The following is a 15,635-nucleotide window of genomic DNA, read 5'->3' as shown; positions in this document are numbered from 1 at the left end:
CTGGTAGCAAAAGAGCGGGAAATATGACAGACCCGGAGGGAGCGCCGCGGGCTTCGCGGCCCTGTTGAATCGAGGAGACGACATGCGGATATACGACAGCATGCTGGACCTTGTGGGCAACACCCCGCTGGTCCGGCTGAACAGGATGGCCGAAGGCCTGGACGCCGTGGTGGCGGCCAAGATCGAGTTCCAGAACCCCTGCGCCTCGGTCAAGGACCGCATCGGCAAGCACATGCTGGAGGCGGCCGAGGCCGAGGGGCTGCTGGCTCCCGGCGGCCTGGTGGTGGAGCCCACCAGCGGCAACACCGGCATCGGGCTGGCCTTCACCGCCGCGGTCAAGGGCTACCGCGTGCTGTTGACCATGCCCGAGAACATGAGCATGGAACGGCGCAAGCTGCTGGCCGGCATGGGCGCGGAAATCGAATTGACCCCAGCGGAAAAGGGCATGCGGGGGGCGGTGGAACGCGCCATGGAAATCGTCGCCGAGCGGCCCGACGCCTTCATGCCGCAGCAGTTCGAGAACCCGCACAACCCGGAAATTCACGCCCGGACCACGGCCGAGGAGATCTGGCGCGACACCGACGGCCGGGTGGACGCCTTCGTGGCCGGTGTGGGCTCGGGCGGCACCATCACCGGCGTGGGCCGGGAGTTGAAGAAGCGCAAGCCCGACACGCGCATTGTGGCCGTGGAGCCCTCGGCCTCGCCCGTGCTGGAGGGCGGAAAGCCCGGGCCGCACATCATCCAGGGCATCGGCGCGGGCTTTGTGCCCGGCGTGCTGGAGCGGGAGATCATAGACGAGGTCATGGGCGTGGACAACGACACCGCCCTGGCCGCCGCCCGCCGCCTCATGCGCGAGGAGGGCATCGTCTGCGGCATCTCCTCCGGGGCCATCGCCCACGCCGCCCTCACCGTGGCCGCTCGGCCGGAGAGCGCGGGCTCCGTCATCGTCTTCATCGTCTGCGACACGGGCGAGCGCTACCTCTCCACCCCCCTGTTCGAGCAGGAGGAGCAGTGACTCCATCCGCTTACAACGGCGTGGTGGCCGAAGTCGCGGAAAAGCTGGCCTCGCCGGACTCCAGCAAGGGGGTCAGCCACCAGACGGGCCGCGACCACCCCATGCCCTCGGTGGACGCGCTGCGGGAGATCATGGAGCGGCTCAAGGCCGTGCTCTTCCCCGGCTTCTTCGGCGACCACGAGATCACCCCCTCCACCATGGGCTTTCACCTGGGGAGCCAGCTGGACCGGGTGATGCGGCTGGTGCGCGAACAGGTGCGGCGGGGCTTCTGCTTCATCTGCGAGCCGGACCGGGAGGAACGGGACTGCCGCGAATGCGACGAGCGGGCCGGGGAACTGGCCGCCGCCTTCCTGCGCTCCCTGCCCTCCGTGCGAGAGTCGCTGGCCGGCGACGTGGAGGCCGCCCACCGGGGCGACCCGGCCTCCCGAAGCCCCGGCGAGACCATCTTCTGCTACCCCTCCATCACCGCCCTCACCCACCACCGCGTGGCCCACGAGCTGCAGAAGCTGGGCGTGGTCATCATTCCCCGCATAATCGGGGAAATGGCCCACTCCGTCACTGGCATCGACATCCACCCCGGCGCGGACATCGGGCCCAACTTCTTCATCGACCACGGCACCGGCGTGGTCATCGGCGAGACCTGCGTCATCGGCCGCGACGTGCGCATCTACCAGGGCGTGACCCTGGGCGCCAAAAGCTTCCCCAAGGACGAGAGCGGCAGGCTCATCAAGGGCCAGCCGCGCCACCCCGTGGTGGAGGACGACGTGGTCATCTACTCCGGGGCCACCATTCTGGGGCGGGTGACCATCGGCGCGGGCTCCACCATAGGCGGCAACGTCTGGCTCACCCGCTCGGTGCCGCCCGGCTCCACCATCCTGCAGCGCGGCGGGAACCTGGAACGGTTCACCCAGGGCGCGGGCATCTAGGCCGCCGAGCGGGCGTTTTTTTCGCCCGCCCGATGGGGCTGAGAGCGCGTTGCGCTCCCATTTCAACCGGACTAGGCGATATACGCAAAGCGAATACGCCTGGAACGGCTGCCGTTCTTCAAGGGCACGCTTTTTGAATATCCATTCATGTATTCGTGTACCCTGAGCCCGAGGAGGTAAGCGATGGCCGAGTACACCGAAGCCGACCTGCCGGTCCGCATCCATCACGGCGAAACCATTGTCCTGCCTGGCACGACGGTCCGGTTCGAGGGAAACGGGGAAGCCAAGGACGTATTCCTGGGCGATTCCTTCGCACCAGCCATCCAGCTTTTCCCCGACTGCGAGTACACCTTCCAGGACGGCGGGCACACCTACCGCTGTCTGGCAGCGTTCGACGACTCCATGGAGGTCGCCCGGCTGGATTAAGGGCGAAATCCGCGTCGAACGGGCACGGCCGGGTCGCATCGCGCGGCCCGGCCGTTCGCGTTTTTCATTTCCGCCCATCCGCAAAGAACGGATTCCCCGCCCTCTCGCGGGAGATGGTTGTGGCCGGGCCGTGGCCGGGAAAAACCTCGGTTTCCGGCGGCAGGGTCAAGAGCCGGGCGCGTATGGCATCCAGCAGCCCCTGGGCGTCGCCCCCCGGCCCCCGCGTGTGGCCCACGGTGCCCCGGAATAGGCAATCTCCGGTGAACACCGATTCCAAGGCCGGAAAGAAGTAGCACAGCGAGCCCGGCGTGTGGCCGGGCACGGGCAAAGCCAGCACGGGCTGTCCCGCCAGGGTCAGCCGCCCCGGCCCGATGCCGCGCATCTCGAATGGCTCCGTGGGCGGTATATCCTCATAGCCCCCGCCCCCCTCGGGGCGGTCCAGCAGAAAACGGTCCGCTTCCGGTCCCAGCACCTCCGCGCCGGTCTCCCGCGCCAGCTCGGCCGCGCCTGCCACGTGGTCGGCGTGCAGATGGGTCAACAGCACGGCCTCGGCGTAGTAGTGGAAGCGAGCGAGGAAGGCCGCTACCTCCCCCGGTTCCAGCCCGGGGTCGATGACCAGGGCGCGACCAGTGTCCCGGTCCGCCAGCACGTAACAGTTTGTCTCCAGGGGGCCCAGGACGAAGGAGTGGATGAGCATGGGAAGGCCTTGGCTCGGTGATTGCTTGGATGACGGGAAACCGGGCCGCCCCGGCAACATCTTCCCCGCAGGAATAGAGCATGATCCACCTCCTCGGCAACTGCCAGACCTCCTTTTTGGCCAACGCCCTGCTGGCGCGCGGCGCGGCATGCGAGCATTTCTGGCAGGCTTCCCCGGCCACCCTGCTGCACTCCCCCGGCCGCGTGCCGCCCGAATTGGCCCGCCGCCTGGCCGCACCCGGTCCGGCCAGCTGTCTGCACAAGCGGGAGTTGGCCAATCAGTTCCACGCCCTGCCGCCGAACCGCGAGTTCCCCGACCTGCTGGTGGTCAGCCTCTTTCACGAAATGGAGCCGCTCTTCGCCCACCGGGACGAGGGATGGGCCGTGGCCCTGGATTCGGCCGCCTGGAACCTGGACCCGGATTTGGGCATGTGGATGAAAGAGAACTTCGTGGAGATGCGGCCCAACCCGGACGGCTACTTCCAACGCTGGTCCGGCTGGCTGGAAAAACTGCGCGAGTCCCGGCCCGGCGTGCCCGTGCTGGTTCTCACCCGGCTGGGGCACCATCCTGCTTTCGGCCCCGAACCATACTCCTACCTGCCTGTCTGGGAACGCTCCTGGCGCGAGGCCCCCCGGGCGCTGGCCGAGTGGGTGGCCGGACTGGACGGCGTGGAAATGCTGGACGTTGAACGGGTACTGGCCGGGGTCTGGCGGCGAGGTGAACAGACCGTGGAGGCGCACTGCCCCTTCCTGCGGCTGACCGTCTCCGGCGACGACGAGTCCGGCCTTGCGGGCATGCGGCGCGACCTGGAGCACGTTGGCACCCTGTGGGGGCCGCTGGCGGACAAGGTCGTCCGCGCGGCTGAGAGCGGCCGTGTGGAATATTCCGGGGACGAATCGGTCCCCGTGGAGTGGTCCCGCCCCTTCCAGCCGGAATTCATGACGGACGAGCTGCGGACCGCCCTGCTCCGCTCCGGCTCCAACTACCACGCCGCCCGCGCCGTGGGCTCCTTCTTCCACGAGCCGGACCGCGACTTCACGGACCTGCTGGCGGCGGAGGGGACTGGCGTGCCCGTCTGCCACACCACCCTGCACATGGTCCGCTCCTACGCCCGCCTCAAGCGCAACCCGGGCGTGGCCGCCTGGTACCGCGCGCACACGCGGCTGGCCGAGGAATACACGGACAACGGCGAGGCCTTCCGCCTGCGCTATCTGCGGACTCTTGAAGAAAGCTTGGCCGAAGTGCGGGCTTTCGCCGGACGCGACGCCGCCTGACCCCGCGAACCGTTCGCCGCCTTGACCCCCGGTCGCGCCCCCTGTCATACAGAGTATGTTCCGCGAATCTTTCCTGGAGGCGCTCCGTGCACGACGTCGTCATCGCCGGGGCCGGGTTCTCCGGCCTGTGGGCCGCCCGTGCCCTGGCGGGCAAGGGGCTGGACGTTCTGGTGGTGGACAAGAACAACTACCACACCTTCCTGCCCCTGCTGTATCAGGTGGCCGCGGCCGAACTGGAGAGCGAGCAGATCGCCTACCCCGTGCGCGGAATTTTCCGCAACAAGGGGGCGCGAGGGGTCAACTTCGCCATGGCCACGGCCATCGGGCTGGACACCGAAGCCAACGCCCTGCACACCGACCAGGGGCGTTTTCATTACCGCCATCTGGTCCTGGGCCTGGGCAGCGTGACCCACTTCTTCGGCGTGCCCGGCGCCGTGGAGCACTCTTTTCGCCTGAAGTACCTGGAGCAGGCCATGTTCCTGCGCAACCACATCCTGGGCCGATTCGAGCGGGCCATGCTCACTTCCGACCCGGCGGAGCAACGGCGCGCCCTGACCTTCACCGTGGTGGGCGGCGGCCCCACCGGACTGGAGTACGCCGGGGCGCTGGCCGAGTTGATCCGAGGGCCCCTGACTCGCGACTACCCCCACCGCATCGCCGGGCAGGCGCGGGTGGTGCTGCTGGAAGCCCTGGACAACGTGCTGCCCGGCTTCCCCGAAAGGCTGCGCGAGGACGCCCTGATGCGGCTGCGGAGAAAGGGCGCCGAGGTGCGGCTGGCAGCCATGGTGGCCGAGGTTGGACCGGACTTCGCCGCCCTGCGCGACGGCTCCCGCATCCCCACAGACACCGTGGTCTGGACCGCAGGGGTGCGGGCGCATCCCCTGCTGGAAACCCTGGGCCTGCCCCTGGCGGACAACGGGCAGGTGCTCTGCCGACCCGATCTGCGGGTGAAGGGGTTCGACAACATCTGGGCGGCTGGGGACTGCTGCCGGGTGGAAGAGGCCGAGGCCCTGCCCATGATCGCCCCGGTGGCAATCCAGCAGGGCCGCCACGTGGGCAGGTCCATCTGGCGGGTGGCCAAGGGCAAGCAAGCCAAGCCCTTCCGCTACCGCGACAAAGGCTCCCTGGCCACCATCGGCCGAGGCGCCGCCGTGGCCCGTCTGGGCAAGCGCGGCTACACCGGCTTCACCGCCTGGGTCATCTGGCTGTTCGTCCACCTGCTCTACCTGGTGGGCTTCCGCAACCGCTTGGTGGTGCTCATCAACTGGGCCTGGGACTATTTCTTCTTCGAGCGCGCGGTACGCCTCATCCTGCCCCGCGAGTGGCTGTGGCATCGCGCGGCGCTCAAGCAGTCCGGCGCACAGAAAGACCCGGAACCGCCCGGACCAGAGAAGTAGGCGGATGGCCTGGTTCGTCTATTTGCTGGAGTGCGCCGACTCCACCCTGTACTGCGGAGTAACCACCGACCTCGACCGCAGGCTAGCCGAACACAACGGCGAACTGCCGGGCGGGGCGCGCTACACCCGCTCGCGGCGGCCGGTGCGGCTGGCAGCCTGGGCGGAGCGGGCGGACCGCTCCTCCGCCTGCGCCCTGGAGGCGCGGGTGAAACGGGCGCGCAAGGCGGACAAGCCGGACCTGCTCTCCGGACCGGGGGAATGAAAAGGGCCGGGAGCGTGACGCCCCCGGCCCTGGTATCTTGCGCTGTGGCGGCTTCGGCCGCTAGTGCATGTTCTGCTGCTTTTGCTCCTCGCCGGACTCCTCCTTGAGCAGGGAGGCGGCCAGCGGGGCGAGGTCCTGGCAGTCGCGCAGGAAGGGCTGTCCCTCGCCGTCCACCAGGGCCAGGCGCAGCACCTCGTCCATGTGCTCCACCGGGATGATCTCCAGGTCGTTCTTGATCTCCTCGGGCACTTCTTCCAGGTCCTTCTCGTTTTCCGCGGGGATGAGGACCCGCTTGATAAGACCCCGGTGCGCGGCCAGCAGCTTTTGGCGCAGGCCGCCGATGGGCAGCACCCGCCCGCGCAGGGTGATCTCGCCGGTCATGGCCAGGTCCTCGCGCACGGGGCGGTTGAGCAGGGCCGAAACCAGGGCTGTGGCCAGGGTGATGCCCGCGCTGGGGCCGTCCTTAGGGATGGCGCCTTCGGGCACGTGGATGTGGATGTCGATCTCCTTGTGGAACTCCGGCCGCAGGCCAAAGAGGTCCGACCGGGAGCGGACGTAGGACAGGGCGGCCTTGGCCGACTCCTGCATGACGTCGCCCAGCTTGCCGGTGGTCTCGATCTTGCCCGAACCGGGCATGAGCACCACCTCCACCATGAGCAGGTCACCGCCGTGCTCGGTGAACGCCAGGCCGTTGGTCAGCCCCACCTGGGGTTTTTCCTCTTTCTTGCCGTAGCGGTGCTTGGGGGGGCCAAGGAAGTCCTGCAGGTCGTCCGGGCCGATCTCCACCCGCTCGACGTCCTCGCGGTCCCCGGCCTTGCTCTCCACGATGCGCATGGCCGACTTGCGGCACAGCGAGGCGATCTCGCGCTCCAGGTTCCGCACCCCGGCCTCGCGGGTGTAGCGGCGGATGAGTTCGGTCACGGCCTCGTCGGGCAGTTCCAGGTTCTCCTCCTCCAGCCCGTGCTGCTCAAGCTGCTTGGGCAGCAGGAACTTCTCCGCGATGTTGCGCTTCTCCGTCTCCAGGTAGCCGGGCAGCTGGATGACCTCCATGCGGTCCTGAAGCGGCGCGGGGATGGAGTGCAGCGTGTTGGCCGTGGTGATGAAGAATACCTTGGAGAGGTCGTAGTCCAGGTCAAGGTAGTGGTCGGCGAAGGTGTCGTTCTGCTCGGGGTCGAGCACCTCCAGGAGGGCGGAGGACGGGTCGCCCCGGAAGTCCATGGACATCTTGTCGATCTCGTCCAGGATGAAAACGGGATTGTTGTACTCCACCCGTTTCAGGGACTGGATGATCTTGCCCGGCAGGGCGCCCACGTAGGTGCGGCGGTGGCCGCGGATCTCGGCCTCGTCGCGCACCCCGCCCAGGGAGAGGCGCACGAAGGGACGGTCCGTGGCGCGGGCGATGGACTTGGCCAGGGAGGTCTTGCCCACGCCCGGAGGGCCCACGAAGCAGAGGATGGGGCCCTTGAGCTTGTCCACCAGGGCGGACACGGCCAAGTACTCCAGAATGCGGTCCTTGGGCTTTTCCAGGCCGTAGTGGTCCTCGTCCAGAATGGTCCGCGCCTTGTCGATGTCGATTTCCACCGGCTTGACGTCGTTCCATGGCAGGTCGAGGATCCAGTCCACATAGTTGCGGACCACAGTATATTCGGCGGAACTGGGCGGAATCTGCTTCAGCTTTTTGAGTTCGCGCATGCCCTTTTCCCGAGCCTCCTCGGGCATGTTCTTTTCCTGCATGCGCTTTTCCAGCTCCTCGGCCTCCTCGGCGGGGTCGTCCTCGCGCCCCATTTCCTTGTGAATGGCCTTGAGCTGTTCGTTGAGATAGTAGTCCCGCTGGTTCTGCTCCATCTGGTTCTTGACGCGGCCCTTGATCTTGCGCTCCAGCGAGGCGATCTCGATCTCCGTCTCCAGGAAACGGTAGGCCTCCTCCAGCCGCTTGACCGGGTCCAGCTCCTCCAGCACACCCTGCTTCTTGTCGAACTCGACCTTGAGGTGGGGCATCAGGGAGTCGGCCAGCCGTCCGGGCTGGTTGAGGGAGGACATGGCCGTGAGAGTCTCCTGGGCCACCTTCTTGTTGACCTTGGCGTACTGTTCAAGGGACTCGTGGGTAGCCCGGACCAGCGCGTCGGCTTCGCCGGACTCGCGCTCCAGATCCTCCAGCGGGTTGACGGCCACCATGGGGAATTCGCCCTCGGCGGGCGTCTCGAAGGAATCGTTGTCCCAGCCCGCGCGCTGTTCGCCTTCGAAGAGCACCTTGATGGTGCCGTCGGGCAGGCGCAGGAGCTGAAGAATCTTGGAGACGGTGCCCACGGGGTAGAGGTCCTCCCCCTCGGGCCGCTCCTTCTCGGGATTCTTCTGGGTGACCAGGAATATCTTCTTGTCGTGGTGGGCCAGAGCGTGCTCGATGGCCTTGATGGAGGCTTCCCGCCCCACGAACAACGGCACGATGGACTTGGGGAACATGACCACTTCCCGCAGGGACATCATGGGAAGGGTCTGCTTTTCTTCTTCGGACTGGCCGCGAAGGCCACTGAACAGCGTTGACATGTATGCTCCTCGGAATGCTGCAATGGGCGGAGGCTGGCCGCCTCCGCCACATTCATCAAACTAATGCCCAGGGTCGCGCTGTCAACGCCCGGCCCCGCGGCCGGACAAACGGCCTTAGGCCGACTTGGCCTCCTGGTGGAAGAACAGCAGGGGCTCCTGCCCGTTATCCACCACGGCGCTGTTGATGACGCATTCCTTGACGTTTTCCAGGGAAGGCAGATTGTACATGATGTCCATCATCACGGACTCCATGACGTTGCGCAGCCCCCGCGCCCCGGTCTTGCGCTCGATGGCCTTGGCCGCGATGGCCTTGAGGGCGTTCTGGGTGAAGGTCAGGGAGACCTTATCCAGCTCGAAGAGCTTGGTGTACTGCTTGACCAGGGCGTTCTTGGGCTCGGTCAGGATGCGCACCAGATCGTCCTGGGTGAGGTCGGTCAGGGACGTCACCACCGGCACGCGGCCCACGAACTCGGGGATGAGGCCGAACTTGATCAGGTCGTTGGGATGGGCCTGGGCCAGCAGTTCACTGGCGGCGTCCTCCCGCTTCTTCTCCACCTTGGCGCCGAAGCCCATGGCTCCGCCGGAGATGCGCTGGGCCACGATCTTCTCCAGGCCGATGAAGGCCCCGCCCATGATGAAGAGGATGTTGGAGGTGTCCAGGCGGATGAATTCCTGCTGGGGGTGCTTGCGGCCGCCCTTGGGAGGAATGTTCGCCTCGGTGCCCTCGATAATCTTCAGAAGCGCCTGCTGCACGCCCTCGCCCGACACGTCGCGGGTGATGGAGGGGGAGTCGGACTTGCGGGCGATCTTGTCGATCTCGTCGATGTAGATGATGCCGCGGGAGGCGGACTCGATGTCGTAGTCCGCGTTCTGCAGCAGCTGCACCAGGATGTTCTCCACGTCCTCGCCCACGTAGCCGGCCTCGGTGAGGGTGGTGGCGTCGGCGATGGCGAAGGGCACGCGCAGCACGCGGGCCAGGGTCTGGGCCAGCAGCGTCTTGCCGCAGCCGGTGGGCCCGGCCAGCAGGATGTTGGACTTGTCCAGCTCGATGTCGTCGCTGACGCGGTCGTGGTAGAAGACGCGCTTGTAGTGGTTGTGAACCGCCACCGAGAGGATGCGCTTGGCCTGGTCCTGGCCGATGACGTACTCGTCGAGCCTGTCCTTGATTTCCGAGGGAGGCAGCAGGGTGCCTTCCTCCCGCTCCTCGGTGACGTTCTCCTGGGCGATGATCTCATTGCACAGGGAGACGCACTCGTCGCAGATGTAGACTTCGGGACCGGCGATGAGACGTTGCACTTCCTCCTGGTTCTTTCCGCAGAAGGAGCAGCGCAGTTCCGCCGGACGGTTGGACTTGGTGGTGGACATGCTTTCCTCTCGGTCCCCGGGTTACCCCTTGCTTTCGTCCCCTGCCTCGCCGCGATGGCTCAGCACGTTGTCGATGATGCCGTAGTCCTTGGCCTCTGAGGCCTTCATGAAGAAGTCCCGCTCGGTGTCGGTCTCCACCTTGGAGATTTCCTGCCCGGTGTGGCGGGAGATGATCTCGTTGATTTCCTGCTTCATGCGCAGAATCTCGCGGGCCTGGATTTCCACGTCCGTGGCTTGGCCCTGGAATCCGCCCATGGGCTGATGGATCATGATGCGCGAGTGCGGCAGGGCGTAGCGCATGCCCTCGGCGCCGGCGCACAGCAGGAGCGCCCCCATGGAGGCGGCCTGGCCCAGGCACAGGGTGGCCACCGGCGAGGAGATGTACTGCATGGTGTCGTAGATGGCCATGCCGGCGGTCACGGAGCCGCCGGGGGAGTTAATGTAGAGGTTGATCTCCTTCTCCGGGTTTTCGGACTCCAGGAAAAGGAGTTGGGCGCAGACCAAGCTGGCGATGTGGTCGTCCACGGCCGTGCCAAGGAGGATTATGCGGTCCTTGAGCAGGCGGGAATAGATGTCGTAGGCGCGCTCGCCGCGCCCGGTGGTCTCGATGACCATGGGAATCTGGGCAAACGACATGGATCAACTCTCCTTGATGGAGTGTGAGTCTACGGGGAAAAGGGCTGGACAGCGGTTCAAGAACACCACAGACAATTGGTAATCATTTCCGCCCGCGGGTTCAAGGGGGAAAAAATCAGCCACCCCGTTCCGCACGCGGAACGGGGTAGCAAGAACCGGGCCGCGAACGCGGCCGGAATATGGGAAGCGGCGGGGGGAGACTAGCCCTCCTCCCCGCTCTGCTCTTCGCTTTCGGAGGACTTGGAGCCGGCCGGGACCTCGGTGACTTCGGCGTTCTCGTAAATCATCTGCATGGCCTTGTCCGCCAGCAGGCGGTCCTTGATGAGCACGTGCAGGCCGGTCTGCTCGGCGTACTCCTTGAGCTGCCCGTAGTCCTGGCCGGACTGCATGGCCATGCGCCGCATCTCGCCGTCGATCTCCTCGGGGCTGACGGTCATCTCTTCCTTGTTGGCCACGGCCATCAGGAAGACCTGGGTGCGGGCGGCCTCTTCGGCCTGGGGACGATACTCCTCCTGCAGGTCCTCGGTGCTCTTGCCGGTGGAGGCCAGGCTCTTGCCTTTGCGCTCCAGCTTCTGCACGTGATCCTGCACCAGCTGGTCCAGATAGCGGTCCACCAGGGTCTTGGGCAGGGGGATCTCCATGTCCCGCATCAGCTTGTCCAGCAGGTCCTTTTGGGCAACGGACTGCACCAGCTGGCGGCGGGACTGCAAATAGGATTCGGTGATGGCCTCGCGCATGGCGGCCACGCTCTCGAACCCGCCGGCCTTGACGGCCAGCTCGTCGTTGACCTCGGGCAGAACCTTCTCCTTGATGCCGCGCAGGTAGACGCGCATCTCGGCGGTCTTGCCGGCCAGGTCCTCGTTGAGGAAGTCCTCGGGGAAGGTGATCTCGCCGGAGTTCTGTTCGCCCGGCTTGAGGCCCTTGACCAGGTCCTCGAAGGCTTCCAGGGCCTGGCCCTGGCCCAGTTCAAGCTGGAAATTGTTGGACTTCAACCCCTCGAAGGCCTTGTCGTCGGACAGGGCGGCGAAGTCCACCATGACGGTGTCGCCGTCCCGGGCCTCGCGGGTCTCTTCCACGTCCTTAAGCTCGGCCATGTTGGCGCGGATGCGCTCAACCACCTGATCCACCTCGTTCTCGTCGGCCTCCACGGCCTCCTGCTCCACCTCGAGCCCCTTGTACTCGGGAAGCTCCAGGGCGGGCGGCACTTCGAAGGTGAAGGAGTAGGTGAACTCCTCCCCCTTCTCCACGGTGTCGGAATCCACCTGGATGCCGGACATGGGGGAGAGCTTCAGCTCGGACATGATCTCGTTGATATGGTAGTTGACCAGGTCCTGGGTGGCCTCGGCCAGAATCTGCTTCTTGAACTTGGTCTCCACCACGGAGGAAGGCACCTTGCCCTTGCGGAAGCCCTTGATGTCCGCGCTGCGGCCATAAATGGCGGTGGTCGCGGACAGGGCGGCGTTGACCTCCTCGGCGGGCACGGTCACATTGACCTTTTTCTCGGTGGGAGTGAGATCTTCGACTTTGTAATCCATGAATATAGGCTCCTTTTGGGGCGGAATTGGTCCTTTGCAGTGAAGCAAGGCCCTATACGCTCCGCAAGGCCCGGCTGTCAAACAGCCAGCGATTCGGATGGAGTAAAGGAGACTGTCCTGTGGTGGCCGGGGCGGGACTCGAACCCGCAAGCCCTGGGGCACTGGTTCCTAAGACCAGCGTGTTTACCAGTTCCACCACCCGGCCGCGCGGTCAGCCAAAGCGAAGGGAAGAAGCCCGGAAAGCGCCTCTTCCGGGGCAGGGCCATTTCACACACTCCCCGTGGGGTGTCAACCGGCATCCCCGCCGCAGGCCCGGACCAGCTCGGCCACCCGCTGCAAAAGCTCCTCAGGATCGGCCGCCAGAATCATGACGCGCCCTCCCCCGCCCTCGAAGGCAAGCACACGGGTTTTCCCGTCCCCGGCGTGTTCATCCAGAAAAGACAGCAGATGCTCGTCGTACTCCCAAGCCACCGGCCCGGCGGTGTCCTCCCGTTCGGCCGGAGGGCGGGGCACCAGCAGCCAGTCCGGGCCGGTGCGCGAGGCCGCGGGCAGGACGGTCTCCCCCGCCTCCAGCTCCAGAGCGGCGTTCACTCCGCCCAGGGAGCGCTCGCAGGCCACCAGCCGCCGCCCCAATTCCTCAGCCGCGCCAAAGGCGGGGCAGCCCGCGGTGAAGATGGAGCCGTCCGGGGCCAAACGCAGGCCGCCCTCCAGGGAGACCACCTGCTCCGGTCCGGCGGGCAGGTTGGGAGCCAGGGCCAGATTGGCCCAGCCGCCGTCAAGAAGCCGCCCCATGCCTGGCAGCGCGGCCAGCCGCCTGGCCAGCCCGGCGCAGCGCTGGGGCAGACGGGCCATCTGCCCGGCCTGTTCCAGGGCGAAACCGTGATGGGCCGGGCCGGGGCCCGCCCCCACCTGGAACGATGCCCGCAGGGCGCGGTTGAGGTACGACTGCGCCCGGCTGATGGCCGAGACCAGGTCCGCGTCCTTGCCCAGCTCCGCGGCGATGGCCGCGGCCAGGGTGCAGCCGGTGCCGTGCAGGTTGGCCGTGGCCACCTTGGGCTGCATCAGGGGCACGGGGTCGCCGTCGCCCTCCAGCAGCCAGTCCGTGACCGCGGCGAACTCGTCGAAATGCCCGCCCTTGATGAGCACCGCCTTGGGCCCCAGCTTGCGGATGCGGCGCAGGGCGGTGAAACACTCCTCGCGGGAAGTGATGGACAGCCCGGCCAACAGCTCCGCTTCCTGGCGGTTGGGGGTCAGCAGGTCGGCTTGGGGCAGAATCTCCTCCTTGAGCGCGCCCAGGGCGTCCGCCTTGAGGAGCCGGTCGCCGGAGGCGGCCACGCTGACCGGGTCAACCACCAGAGGGAAAGAGCGGTCGCGCAGCTTCTCCGCCACCACGCGGATGATCTCAGAGGAAAAGAGCATGCCGGTCTTGGCCGCGCGGATGTCCAGGTCCCCGAGCACGGCGTCCAGCTGCTGGCCCACGAATTCCGGATCCGGCGAGGAAACCCCGCGCACGCCCATGGAATTCTGGGCGGTCAGGGCGGTGATGACGCTGGCCCCGTAAGTGCCCAGCATGGCGAAGGTCTTCAGGTCGGCCTGGATGCCGGCTCCGCCGCCGGAGTCGGACCCGGCGATGGTCAGAATCTGGCAAGGCTCTTTCACGACGCCTCCCGGGAAGGCTTGCCCCGACGCAGCAGCCTGCCCAGACAGGCCGCGGCCAGGGCGATGAGCAGCGGTTCCAGGGGCAGACGATAGCGTATGGAGCCCATGGCCACCAGATGCAGCGCGGTATAATAGGCGAAAAAGAGCCACAGCAGCCCGGTGGTCCGCCAGCGGTCGCGCAGCACCCACAGCGAGGCCAGGGCCAGCAGCAGCACCGGGCCGAAGCTGGCCAGCGCCGCCCACTTGTAGGGCCCCTGACTGAACTGAGGCGCGTTGGGCCAGAGGTTCCAGAAGCGGCGGAACTTGTTCACCGCAATGCCCAGGGTACGGCCGGGGTCCTCGACCATGTACTCCACCGCCTCCCGCTTCATCCACTTGTCCCGTTCAAGCTCGTCCAGCTCGTCCGGCACCATGTCGTTGTGCGGGGAGTCGTCCGGGGGCACGCCGCCGGTGGGGTTCCAGGGGTTGTTGGCGTCCCACAGCACCTGTCCGCCGCCGGTGTTGGTGGCCATGAACTGTCCGAAAACCTGGTAGTTGCGCACCACCCACGGAGCCAGCAGCAGGGCGAATACCACCCCGGCCACGGCCAGCCTGCGCGGGCTCCAGCGTGCGGCAAGCCACTGCCAGGCAGCGGCCACCGGCAGAAAGTAAAAGAGCGTGGGCCGGGTGAGGTGGGCCAGCCCGGCGGTCAGCCCGGTCCGCCAGCCCTGCCCCGGTCGGGGAGCGGAGAAATGCCAGAACAACAGCGCGGTGAGAAAGACGAACAGCGTTTCGGACAGCAGCAGCGCGGTGTAAAAAATGAAGAAGGGGTAAACCGCCACGGCCGCACCAGCCAGGGCCAGGCTCAGCCTGGAGGCGTGCAGCCGGTGGGCCAGCCCGGCCACGGGCAGCACCAGCAGCGCGCCGATTACGGCCTGCAGGGCGCGGTACCCGTCCTCGCCAACCCCCACGGCCTTGCAGGCGGCCAGAAGCACCGGCACCAGGGGCATGTCGTGGGCGTACTTGCCGCAGCCGATGTGCGCCCCGGCCAGGATGTTCTCTGCCGCGCAGAGAAAACGGTTTTCGTCGGGAAACAGCTCCAGCGGATGCACTGCCAGGGCATAGACCAAACGCACCGCCAGCGCGGCCAGCACGCAGACAGCCAGAATGGTGCGGCCGCTCAGCCCAGGAAATTGTACTTGATGATGCACTTCAGCGCCGCCACGCCGTCTTTCCAGTTGATCTTCTTGCCCTCGGCGTAGGTGCGGCCGTAGTAGGAGATGCCCACCTCGTAGATGCGGCAGCCCTTCTTGGCCAGCTTGGCCGTGACCTCCGGTTCGAAACCGAACCGCTTTTCCTTCAGCTCGATGGATTGGATGACCTCGCGTCGGAAGGCCTTGTAGCAGGTCTCCATGTCCGTGAGGTTGAGGTTGGTGGCCATGTTGGAGAGCAGGGTCAGGAACAGGTTGCCCACCCGGTGCCAAAAGTACAGCACCCGGTGCGCCCCGCCCGAGGCGAAGCGGGAGCCGTAGACCACGTCCGCCCTGCCCTGGATGATGGGATCCAGCAGGATGGGGTATTCCTGCGGGTCGTATTCCAGGTCCGCGTCCTGCACCACCACCACGTCCCCGGTGGCGTGCTTGAAGCCTGTGTGCAGGGCCGCGCCCTTGCCCTGGTTGCGCTGGTGCAGCAGCACCTTGTCGATACGCCGCCCCTCAAGCTCCCGCAGCCGCTCGCGCGTGCCGTCGGTGGAGCCGTCGTCCACGGCGATGATCTCGATATCCTGGTGGGGGGAGTTGCGCACCGCCTCGACGATGCCGTCGATGGTGCCGACCTCGTTGTAGCAGGGAATGATGACGGAGAGTTTCATGGCAGGCCTGGAGTAGCCCATGCAACGGGGTCTGTAAACTATCCTTGAGG

Annotated in this window: 14 protein-coding genes and 1 tRNA gene; 6 read left to right on the top strand and 9 right to left on the bottom strand. The window is 66.6% G+C overall.

Features of this window, described 5'->3' with window-relative positions:
- Positions 1-82: 82 nt before the first annotated feature.
- From cysK to N911_RS0115000, 3 genes are all read left to right on the top strand, one after another.
- Entirely contained in the window at positions 83-1,015 is a 933-nt protein-coding gene (gene cysK / locus N911_RS0115010) for a cysteine synthase A (RefSeq protein WP_029898558.1), read from the top strand.
- Positions 1,012-1,941: a serine O-acetyltransferase EpsC gene (epsC, locus tag N911_RS0115005; protein ID WP_035105595.1), complete on the top strand. Its 930-nt coding sequence runs from the start codon at positions 1,012-1,014 to the stop codon at positions 1,939-1,941. Before cysK ends, epsC begins: the two co-directional genes overlap by 4 nt.
- A gap of 183 nt (positions 1,942-2,124) precedes the next feature.
- Positions 2,125-2,367, top strand: coding sequence for a hypothetical protein (locus tag N911_RS0115000; RefSeq protein WP_029898554.1), 243 nt, complete (start codon positions 2,125-2,127; stop codon positions 2,365-2,367).
- A 64-nt stretch (positions 2,368-2,431) separates the two neighbouring features.
- Here N911_RS0115000 and N911_RS0114995 read toward each other — a convergent pair whose 3' ends face one another.
- Positions 2,432-3,064: an MBL fold metallo-hydrolase gene (locus N911_RS0114995; RefSeq protein ID WP_029898552.1), complete on the bottom strand. Its 633-nt coding sequence runs from the start codon at positions 3,062-3,064 to the stop codon at positions 2,432-2,434.
- An 80-nt stretch (positions 3,065-3,144) separates the two neighbouring features.
- Here N911_RS0114995 and N911_RS0114990 point away from each other — a divergent pair, with 80 nt between their 5' ends.
- The 3 genes from N911_RS0114990 to N911_RS0114980 all read left to right on the top strand — a co-directional run bounded on the left by N911_RS0114990 (position 3,145) and on the right by N911_RS0114980 (position 5,997).
- Positions 3,145-4,338 carry a hypothetical protein gene (locus N911_RS0114990; protein ID WP_029898551.1) on the top strand — a complete coding sequence of 398 codons (1,194 nt, stop codon included), beginning with the start codon at positions 3,145-3,147 and terminating at the stop codon, positions 4,336-4,338.
- 86 nt (positions 4,339-4,424) lie between these two features.
- Positions 4,425-5,735 (top strand): NAD(P)/FAD-dependent oxidoreductase, encoded by a 1,311-nt coding sequence (locus N911_RS0114985; RefSeq protein WP_081859277.1) that lies wholly within the window; start codon positions 4,425-4,427, stop codon positions 5,733-5,735.
- Positions 5,736-5,739: 4 nt separating this feature from the next.
- Positions 5,740-5,997, top strand: a complete 258-nt coding sequence (locus N911_RS0114980) for a GIY-YIG nuclease family protein (protein WP_029898546.1) — start codon at positions 5,740-5,742, stop codon at positions 5,995-5,997.
- A gap of 60 nt (positions 5,998-6,057) precedes the next feature.
- Here N911_RS0114980 and lon read toward each other — a convergent pair whose 3' ends face one another.
- The 8 genes from lon to N911_RS0114940 all read right to left on the bottom strand — a co-directional run bounded on the left by lon (position 6,058) and on the right by N911_RS0114940 (position 15,585).
- Positions 6,058-8,541, bottom strand: coding sequence for an endopeptidase La (gene lon, locus N911_RS0114975; RefSeq protein WP_029898544.1), 2,484 nt, complete (start codon positions 8,539-8,541; stop codon positions 6,058-6,060).
- Positions 8,542-8,655: 114 nt separating this feature from the next.
- Positions 8,656-9,906, bottom strand: coding sequence for an ATP-dependent Clp protease ATP-binding subunit ClpX (gene clpX / locus N911_RS0114970; protein ID WP_029898542.1), 1,251 nt, complete (start codon positions 9,904-9,906; stop codon positions 8,656-8,658).
- Positions 9,907-9,927: 21 nt separating this feature from the next.
- A complete protein-coding gene (gene clpP, locus N911_RS0114965; protein WP_029898540.1) occupies positions 9,928-10,542 on the bottom strand; it encodes an ATP-dependent Clp endopeptidase proteolytic subunit ClpP in 615 nt (204 codons plus the stop codon).
- 200 nt (positions 10,543-10,742) lie between these two features.
- Entirely contained in the window at positions 10,743-12,077 is a 1,335-nt protein-coding gene (gene tig / locus N911_RS0114960) for a trigger factor (RefSeq protein WP_029898539.1), read from the bottom strand.
- A gap of 120 nt (positions 12,078-12,197) precedes the next feature.
- Positions 12,198-12,282: transfer RNA gene (locus N911_RS0114955), tRNA-Leu, on the bottom strand.
- Between the two features lie 83 nt (positions 12,283-12,365).
- Positions 12,366-13,736, bottom strand: a complete 1,371-nt coding sequence (gene thiD / locus N911_RS18140; RefSeq protein WP_029898537.1) for a bifunctional hydroxymethylpyrimidine kinase/phosphomethylpyrimidine kinase — start codon at positions 13,734-13,736, stop codon at positions 12,366-12,368.
- Positions 13,733-14,926 (bottom strand): ArnT family glycosyltransferase, encoded by a 1,194-nt coding sequence (locus N911_RS0114945; protein WP_138774439.1) that lies wholly within the window; start codon positions 14,924-14,926, stop codon positions 13,733-13,735. Before N911_RS0114945 ends, thiD begins: the two co-directional genes overlap by 4 nt.
- Positions 14,896-15,585, bottom strand: coding sequence for a glycosyltransferase family 2 protein (locus N911_RS0114940; protein ID WP_029898533.1), 690 nt, complete (start codon positions 15,583-15,585; stop codon positions 14,896-14,898). Before N911_RS0114940 ends, N911_RS0114945 begins: the two co-directional genes overlap by 31 nt.
- Between the last annotated feature and the right edge of the window lie 50 nt (positions 15,586-15,635).

The sequence above is a fragment of the Desulfohalovibrio reitneri genome (assembly GCF_000711295.1).
In the GTDB taxonomy this organism is placed as follows: domain Bacteria; phylum Desulfobacterota; class Desulfovibrionia; order Desulfovibrionales; family Desulfovibrionaceae; genus Desulfohalovibrio; species Desulfohalovibrio reitneri.
Note: the sequence above shows the minus strand (reverse complement) of the source record. Positions and strands in the feature narration are given on the sequence as shown.